Raw genomic sequence first — 8519 nt, forward strand, 5'->3', positions numbered from 1 at the left:
TGCAGGGCATCCCGCAAGGTCAGGGTGCGCGGCTCGCCGTTGAGGATGGCCAGCATGTTGACCCCGAAGTTGCTCTGCAGGGGGGTTTGCTTGTAGAGGTTGTTGAGCACCACCTGCGGTTGGGCATCCCGCTTCAGCTCAATGACTACCCGCATGCCGCTGCGGTCGCTCTCGTCACGGATGTCGGCAATGCCCTCCAGTTTTTTCTCATTGACCAACTCGGCAATTTTTTCAATCATGGCTGCCTTGTTGGTCTGGTAGGGCAGCTCGGTGATCACGATGGCGTCCCGCGCCGGTCGGCCCCGCTGCTCAATGGTCTCGATGGTGGCCACCCCCCGCAGGGTGATGGAGCCGCGCCCGGTGGTATAGGCTTCGCGGATGCCCTCCTGGCCCATGATCAGCCCGCCGGTGGGGAAATCGGGGGCCGGGATCCATTGCATTAACTCCAGGCTGGTCAGGTTGGGGTTGTGGATGAGGGCAATCAGGCCGTCCACCAGCTCTCCCAGATTGTGGGGCGGGATGTTGGTGGCCATGCCCACAGCAATCCCGGAAGAGCCGTTCAAGAGCAACTGCGGGATCCGCGCCGGCAGCACCAGCGGCTCTTGCTGGGATCCGTCGTAGTTGTCGATGAAGTCAACGGTGTTGGCGTCGATATCCTGCAGCAGGGCTTCCTGGGCAAAGGCGGTGAGGCGGCACTCGGTGTAGCGCATGGCCGCCGGCGGGTCGTTGTCGATGGAGCCGAAGTTGCCGTGCCCGTCCACCAGGCGCTCCCGCATGGAGAAGTCCTGGGCCATGCGCACCAGCGCTTCGTAAACCGCCTGATCCCCATGGGGATGGTATTTCCCAATCACATCCCCGACAACGCGGGCGCACTTGCGAAAAGGCCGATCCGCCGTCAGGCCCAGCTCGTGCATGGCGTAGAGGATGCGGCGATGCACCGGCTTCAAGCCATCCCGCGCGTCTGGCAGAGCCCTCCCGACAATCACGCTCATGGCGTATTCCAGGTAGGACTGCGTCATCTCCCGCTGCAAGTCGGTGGAGATGATGCGCGCGGTCAATTCGTTGTCGCTCATGGGATGGAGGTGGAGGTGAGGGATCCCGGTGGACTTGGGCGCGGGCAGGGTGCAAGGGCAGAAGGTTGTTGCCCGCCAACAGTCGGCAACCTAGGGCAGTAACCCCAAATCCAGTTGTTTCCAGTCTACCATTCTGGGGTAGAGCGGCTGTCGGCAGGCAGCTCTGCTTGGCAGAGAGAGTTTCCCAAACTCGGCGCCGAAAGGGGATCCCTGAAGAAACTTATAGATAGAAATCTATTCTCTAGTCTAGTCTTTTATGGTAACGCTCAATGGTAGCCTACCTACATAGTGTCGAGAGCGGTGGAGCATGCTGCAGCAAGCGAAAGAAGAGCAGGCCGGCGGTAGGAGATTTCTGGATTGGCAGCGGCGGCTAAGCCTAGAAAACTGGCGTGGGGATCTCTTCGGCGGGCTGACGACGGCGATTGTCTCGCTGCCGATGGCTTTGGCCTTTGGGGTGGCTTCCGGGGCGGGGCCGGTGGCAGGTTTGTACGGGGCGGTGTGTGTGGGCTTTTTTGCCGCCCTGTTCGGTGGTACCCCCACCCTTATCTCCGAACCCACCGGGCCGATGACGGTGATGATGACGGCGGTGGTTGCCAAGGTTACCGCCAGCTATCCGGATCAGGGGTTGGGGCCAGCTTTCACCGTGGTCATGCTGGGGGGCCTGTTTCAAATTTTGTTTGGATCCCTGAAGCTGGGCAAATACATCACCCTCATGCCCTACAGCGTCATCTCCGGCTTTATGTCGGGAATTGGCTGGATCATGATTTTGCTGCAGATCCCGCCGCTGTTGGGCCACGCCAGCCAGGGGGGAGTGATCGGGTCGGTGCAGAACCTGCCGACCTACCTGCTTAACCTCAAGGTGCCGGAACTGGGGTTGGGGCTGCTGACGCTGGCCATCCTCTTTTTCTATCCCAAGCCCTGGCGACGGGCGGTGCCGCCCCAGTTGGTGGCCCTGGTGCTGGGAACGCTGGTGGCCAACTGGTTCATGGCTGACTGGGAGTTGCGGCGCATTGGCCCCATCCCCACCGGCTTGCCCCAGGTGCAATGGCCACAGTTGCCCTTTTCATCTTTGGCCAGCTTGGTGTTGGACGGGGTGGTGCTGGGCATGCTGGGCTGCATCGACACCCTCTTGACGGCGGTGATTGCCGACAACCTCACCCGCACCCGCCACGACTCTGACCAAGAGCTGATCGGGCAGGGGATCGCCAACCTGGTCTCCGGCTTCCTGGGGGGGTTGCCGGGAGCAGGGGCGACCATGGGCACGGTGGTGAACATCCAGTCGGGGGGACGTACGCCCTTGGCGGGCATCACCCGCGCCCTCATCCTCTTGATGGTGGTGCTGTTTGCCGCTCCCCTCACCCAAGGGATCCCGATGGCGGTGCTGGCGGGGATCGCCTTTAAGGTGGGGGTGGATATCCTCGACTGGAGCTTCCTGAAGCGGGCCCACCGCCTCTCCCTCAAAGGGGCGGCCATCATGTACGGGGTGATGTTCATGACGGTGTTCGTGGATCTCATCGCTGCCGTGGGAGTGGGGGTGTTTGTGGCCAACTTGCTCACCATCCAGCGCTTGAGCGAGCTGCAGTCGGAAGAGGTGAAAGCCATTACCGATGCGGATGATGCGGTGGATCTCACGCCGCGGGAAAAGGAATTGCTGCGCCAGGGCCGCGGCCAGGTGCTGCTGTTTTACCTGAGCGGCCCGATGATCTTCGGGGTTTCCCAGGCCATTTCCCGCCAACACCAGGCGGTGGCTTCTTGCCAAGCTTTGGTGGTGGATCTGTCGGATGTACCGATGCTGGGGGTTTCGGCGACACTCTCTCTGGAAAATGCCATTCGTGAGGCTCTAGATCGCGGCAAGCAGGTGTGGATTGTCGGGGCCAGGAGCCGGATCCGACAGCGCTTGGAAAGCCTACGTTTGCCCTTGCCGGCAGAGCGGTTTGTAGAGAGCCGGGAGGCCGCTTTGGCCGAGGCCGTCGCCCAGTTGGGCTTGGCGGCAGAACCCAGTCCCCTGGTTTGAGCCATCCGATGAGCCCAACAATAAAGCTGTAGACTTCGTTTGCCGGATCGGGGTCGGGCCTGAGTCTATGCAATGGAAAGGTCGGGTTGCCTACTTGGCAACCCTGCATCGCAAGGAGCAAGTGGTCGCCCCTCTCTTGTCCCAACACTTGGGGATCCAGGTGCAAGTGATACCTCTCGACACCGACCAACTGGGCACCTTCTCACGGGAGCGGCCCCGACCGGGGGATCCCATCCACACCCTACGCCTAAAGATTGAGAGAGCCCGCCAAGTTTGTCCTGCCCCCTTGCTTTTGGCCAGCGAGGGATCTTTCGGCCCCCACCCCCAGCTTCCCTGGATCCCTTGGAACCAGGAGTGGGTCATGCTCAAGGTTTTTGAACCTGACGCGGATCCCTTGGAGCTGGTGGGCTATGCAGAAAGCGTGCAAACCAATTTCAGCCATCGCTGGGTGCAGAGCTGGGCAGAAGCGCTCGACTTTGCCCGACAGGTGGGGTTCCCACAGCACGGCCTGATCGCCCTCGACCAGCCGGAAAACCCCCAACTTATCCACAAAGGGATCCAAGACGAAGCAACCCTAAAGCAGGTGGTGGAAGAGCTGCTGGCCCGCCAGGGAGGGCTGCACCTGGAAACCGATATGCGGGCCCTGTACAACCCAACCCGCCTGCAGGTGATTGCGGCAGCCACCCAAAACCTCATCGCCAAAGCCCAAAGCCTCTGCCCCGCCTGCGGCACTCCCGGCTACTGGCGCATCCGTGCGCTGCCTGGGCTGCCCTGCGGCCAGTGTGGTGCCCCCACCCCTGTAACCAAGGCGTGGGTGTATGGCTGTGCCCGCTGTTCCCACACCCACACCGAGCCTGTGGCAGAGACCTGGGCAGATCCGGCTCAGTGCGCCTTTTGTAACCCCTAGCTTCCCGGCCCCCGCTCCAACTTGCTCGATGTCTTCCAGGGCAAGGCTTGGGAGACTTTCCATAAAAAAGGGATCCGCCGCAGCGGATCCCTCCGTTGTTTTTAACCTAGGCGGGAGAGCAAGGGATTAGAAGGTGAACACTGCCCGCAGAGCGCCCACACCAATGGTCGGGTCGTTGTCCCCTGGTCTGCCCCCATTGGGGTTGCTCACAAAGTAGGCGGCGGGCGTCAGGGTAATGTACTCGTTCACTGGGAAGCTGTAGTAGACATCCACAATGAAGGGCCGAGTATCCCAAACCCCGTCGTTGTCTGTAGTCACAATCGGCTGACCGAAGACTACGCCACCCTTGGCACCCTCAATGAAGAGATCCGGGAAGGCAAAACCAAGCAAGAACCCGTTGAAGTCTTCATCGCCCGGATCGATAGTACCCGCCGGCACCACATTGGGCAGGTTATAGTCAACGTTGCCCGCCGTAAACCAGCCGGACAGGATAATGCGGGGGCTCAGCTCCCAGTTAGCAGCCACTGTAAAGGCATTGACCCGAGCCGAGGGGGTGACGTCATTCCGGCGCAGCGGACCGCGGAAAAGGCTGCTGCCGGTAGCCAGGAAACCGGGGCCGCGGCTAGCGTCCTGCAGATAGGTGGAAGCAAATTGCAAATACAGCTCCAGATTTTCCGTCGGCAGAAAGCCCAGCTCCACCGTGTGAGCGCTGTCGTTACCGGTCAAACCGCTGTCACCGAAACCTCTGCCCAAGGTCTGGCCGCCGCGGGTGCTGTAGGCGTAGGCCAGACGAAACTGGTCGCTGAGGCGATAGCGGAAGCCAAACAGCGTGCCACTGGGCACATCTCCCGTGGAGTTGGGGAGGTCGGCAAAGTCCGAGAGCGCGTCGAAAGGAACGCTGTATTGTAGGACGCTAGACACCCCCGTGCCCGTGATGCCAGCGTAGATGGTGGCAGCGCGGTTAAAGGCAGGGAACTGATAGACCAACTGGGCCAGTGTGAAGGTGCCACCACCCCCCCCTTGGAAGCCAACGCCCGGATCCCCTGCGAAGAAGGTGGTTACTGCATCGCGAGCCTGCAGACGAATGCGTAGACGGTCACGCCCAGCAAAGGAAGCGTCGAAGTTCAAGCGCACCCGGTAGGGCAGGGTCATGTTCGCCTGATCCTTCTCAGCCACCACCCTGTTGTTGACCACCCGGTCGTCGGTGAGGGCGCTGCCCAGGATAGCAGTGATCACCTGGGCATTGAGCTTGGTGACTGGGTTGAAGACCTTGCCCTTCAGGTCGTTGATATCAGCCTCTGCTGCCTCGACCCGTCCCCGCAGGGCCGCCAGCTCGGCAGCAAACTCCTCTTGCAGCCGCTGCAGCGTAGCCAAGTCCTCCTTGGAAACCTTGTCGGCCAGGCCAGCGGCAATCAGCTCGTTGATGCGATCCAAGCAGGCGTTCATCCCGGCGGCAAACTCAAAACGGGTCATAGCCCGGTTGCCGCGGAAGGTGCGGTCAGGGTAGCCAGCAATACAGCCGTAGCGCTCGACCAGAGATTGCAGTGCCTGGAATGCCCAGTCAGTAGGCTGAACATCGGAAAGCTCAGAGATCGAAGTGACAGGCCCTGTAGCTTGGGCATAGGCCACTCCAGGAGTCAAGACTGCCGCTGCACCCAGGGTGCCAGCCAGCAGCGTTTTCCAGGGATTCGCGTGTTTCGCGGGCATGTTTCTCTCCTTCTTCTTTGTCCTCACACCTGTCTTGGCTGTAGCAGTGTCTTCTCAAAGTAACAAGCTGTCTAACTCGTGAGCGAGCCTGACAATTGCGGACTTTAGAAGAACATAGTACAGCCCCAGTCGATGTCGTCTACCACTTTACACACTTTTTGAGCCAGACTCAATGCGAGACCCAACGGTGGTAGATGATCCAGGCTCCACATTCATTACTCTACCTCAGGGATCCAGCCCTGGCTAGCGGGTGTATCCCAAGCTGCCAGCCTGAATGGGGATGGGCGGTACCGGACTCGAACCAGTGACATCCTGCTTGTAAGGCAGGCGCTCTACCGCTGAGCTAACCGCCCCCTCGGCTCCCTGAGTCTAGCATTTCCTGAGAGACTATTTCCCCATGCCCAGGCTCTGCGCCTTCTGGTACACCTTGCCCTCGGTCAAAAGGGAAGGGGCGATGCAGATCTCCACCTGGTGCATTTCTTTGAGGTTGGCGGCACCCAGGGTGGCCATGCTGGTGCGCAGAGCGCCCCAGAGGTTGTGGGTGCCATCATCCAGGCGGGCAGGGCCGCACAAGATCTCTTCCAGGGTGCCGGTGGATCCCACGCGGATGCGGGTGCCGCGGGGCAAAACAGGGCTGGGGGTGGCCATGCCCCAGTGAAAGCCGCGACCGGGCGCCTCCTGAGCGCGGGCTAAGGGGGATCCAATCATCACGGCGTCGGCCCCACAGGCAATGGCCTTGCAGATATCGCCGCCGGTCACCAGGCCGCCGTCGGCAATGATGGGAACGTAGGTGCCGGTTTCGGCCAAGAACTGGTCGCGGGCGGCAGCGCAGTCGGCAATGGCAGTAGCCTGGGGCACCCCTACTCCTAGCACGCCGCGGGAGGTGCAGGCAGCACCGGGGCCGATGCCCACCAGCACTCCAGCCGCTCCGGCCTGCATCAGCTCCAGGGCGACGTCATAGGTGACGCAGTTGCCCAGCACCACGGGAATGGGCATGGAGCGGCAGAAGGCGGCCAGATCCAGCTTTTGCATGCCCTCAGGCACTTTGTGATGGACGGAAACCACGGTGGCCTGGACGAAAAACAGATCCCCGCCTGCTTCCGCCACTAGGGGGCCGTATTGGGCAGCATGGGCGGGCACACAGCTAGCGGCGGCAATGGCGCCGGCGGCTTTGATCTGGCGGATGCGCTCTTGAATGAGCTCCGGCTTGACGGGTTCACTATAAAGGCGTTGCATCAGGGGGACGAACTCGTCTTTGCCGACCGCAGCAATCTGATCCAGCACCTCGTCGGGATCCGCGTAGCGGGTTTGGATCCCGTCCAGGTTCAGCACGCCCATCGCCCCCAGCTTGGAGAGCAAAATCGCCATCTTGACATCCACCACGCCGTCCATGGCGCTGGCAATGATGGGGATGGGCCGTTGGATCCCTCCCAAGGTGAAGTGGGTGTCCACCAAACTGGGATCCAGAGTTCGCCTGCCCGGCACCAGAGCAATCTCATCCAGCCCGTAAGCGCGTCTTGCCTGCCGGTTGCGGCCCAGTTGTACGTTCATTTGTTTCCCTTCCCTTTGACAGCAGGATCCCCTTCCCTTAATCATGCCGCCAAGAGGTGATTCGAGGCTAGCAAGAGCCCAGTTTTCCCTCCGGTTGAGCTGAATCCGCGGGAAGCCCCGCAGTGTATGGGTGAATTGTGTTGACTCAAGAGCCAATCCGTGTCGGGATGAAAGCCGTTCGTGCTGCAATTGAGAAGAACCAGTTCAATCTCTGGAGAGTTTCCCGCCGTGGGTTGCACGGTGGCAGCACGCTGAGACCTCTGTACCAACAAGTCGGTGAAGCGTAAAGCGCGTACTCTATCTATTCGCGCAGCGTGGCGTAAGCCGTGGTGTGTTGACTCAACGAAGATAAGGGTCGGGAGGCGTTGGCAATGACGGGGGTAGGGGTGTGAAGATGTGCCCTTCTTGCAGACTTCCGAAGCTGTGGCAGCGCTGGGATCCCCAGCGAAAGCCGTAGAGGGCGATGTAGGCGCACATCAAGGCATCGACTTGGTCTTCATAGTTTTTGAGTTGGCGGCCCCTGAGGGAGCCCACCTCCACTTGGAGCAGGGGCTCTTGGCCGCGCAGGGCAGGGTCGGCGCTGGCCAAGGCCCGCAGATGTTGCTGGTACAGCCGCCACGCCTGTTCTCGTTGCAGCCAGGTGCGGCGGGGACGCGCCTTGTAGGGGAGGCTGCGGCTGAGGCCAAACAGGCTCACCATGGCGCTGTGGGGGAAGACTTCGGTGATCTGGCGGGCGAGGGATCCCTGCTCGATGCTGGCCTGCTCGCGAAAGCCATAACGCGAGAGGGCGTACACCAGGGCTTCCCCCCGCACTTGGCCGTTTTTTTCCAGGAGCCGGCGGTTGGCCGGGTGGGCGCCGGCGGCATAGGCGCGAAATACTCGGTTCAACTCGGCTTCGGCCCGCCGCTGGCCGCTGAGGTTGGGGACGCGCAAGGGAGCATCCACCGCCACCAGGCAGGGATCCCCTCCGGCTTGGGCTTGGATGTAGTCCACAATTTCCGGGTCGGTTTGCAGGATGCGGCTGTCCAGCAGGCGGCCCGTCAAGGCTTGGGCGTCAGGATTTTCGATCTCGACGTGCAACGTCGCCACCCCAGAGGGGTTGCGGCTTGACCAGGCCAAGTCTAGACCAATGCAGATCAACCGAGCCACACTGCCTTCCCCGGACGTTTGACCGAGGACTCACCCCCAGCCCCTCTCCCAGAGGTGCCCTCACCCCCAGCCCCTCTCCCTCAGGGAGAGGGGCTGGGGGTGAGGGATCAGTCGCATG

At 61.5% G+C, this 8519-nt stretch carries 6 protein-coding genes and 1 tRNA gene; 2 read left to right on the forward strand and 5 right to left on the reverse strand.

Annotated elements, in window-relative coordinates; translation table 11 throughout:
* Positions 1-1073, reverse strand: a 1073-nt coding sequence (locus NW835_RS03365) for a DNA gyrase subunit A (protein WP_414414519.1), incomplete at its 3' end; no start/stop codon positions are given.
* Between the two features lie 307 nt (positions 1074-1380).
* On the opposite strand from NW835_RS03365, the gene NW835_RS03370 reads away from it, so the two are divergent.
* Positions 1381-3087 (forward strand): SulP family inorganic anion transporter, encoded by a 1707-nt coding sequence (locus NW835_RS03370; protein ID WP_414335145.1) that lies wholly within the window; start codon positions 1381-1383, stop codon positions 3085-3087.
* Between the two features lie 67 nt (positions 3088-3154).
* Positions 3155-3994 (forward strand): DUF6671 family protein, encoded by an 840-nt coding sequence (locus tag NW835_RS03375; protein WP_414414520.1) that lies wholly within the window; start codon positions 3155-3157, stop codon positions 3992-3994.
* Between the two features lie 126 nt (positions 3995-4120).
* Here NW835_RS03375 and NW835_RS03380 read toward each other — a convergent pair whose 3' ends face one another.
* The 4 genes from NW835_RS03380 to NW835_RS03395 all read right to left on the reverse strand — a co-directional run bounded on the left by NW835_RS03380 (position 4121) and on the right by NW835_RS03395 (position 8401).
* On the reverse strand, positions 4121-5701 hold the full coding sequence (locus tag NW835_RS03380) for an iron uptake porin (protein WP_414371014.1): 1581 nt from the start codon (positions 5699-5701) through the stop codon (positions 4121-4123).
* Between the two features lie 281 nt (positions 5702-5982).
* Positions 5983-6054, reverse strand: a tRNA-Val gene (locus NW835_RS03385).
* Positions 6055-6088: 34 nt separating this feature from the next.
* Positions 6089-7252, reverse strand: coding sequence for a GuaB3 family IMP dehydrogenase-related protein (locus NW835_RS03390; protein ID WP_414414521.1), 1164 nt, complete (start codon positions 7250-7252; stop codon positions 6089-6091).
* A gap of 339 nt (positions 7253-7591) precedes the next feature.
* The gene (locus NW835_RS03395; RefSeq protein WP_414414522.1) at positions 7592-8401 is read right to left on the reverse strand and encodes a DUF429 domain-containing protein; all 810 of its coding nucleotides are present in this window, start codon (positions 8399-8401) and stop codon (positions 7592-7594) included.
* Positions 8402-8519 lie beyond the last annotated feature (118 nt).

Origin of the sequence: Synechococcus sp. OH2, assembly GCF_047462155.1 — a bacterium.
Taxonomy (GTDB): Bacteria; Cyanobacteriota; Cyanobacteriia; order Thermostichales; family Thermostichaceae; genus Thermostichus.

Bases quoted from the DNA above. Each gene is read 5' to 3' on its own strand.
- NW835_RS03370 (WP_414335145.1), top strand. From the start codon at position 1,381: ATGCTGCAGCAAGCGAAAGAAGAGCAGGCCGGCGGTAGGAGATTTCTG.
- NW835_RS03390 (WP_414414521.1), bottom strand. From the start codon at position 7,252: ATGAACGTACAACTGGGCCGCAACCGGCAGGCAAGACGCGCTTACGGG.
- NW835_RS03380 (WP_414371014.1), bottom strand. From the start codon at position 5,701: ATGCCCGCGAAACACGCGAATCCCTGGAAAACGCTGCTGGCTGGCACC.
- NW835_RS03375 (WP_414414520.1), top strand. From the start codon at position 3,155: ATGCAATGGAAAGGTCGGGTTGCCTACTTGGCAACCCTGCATCGCAAG.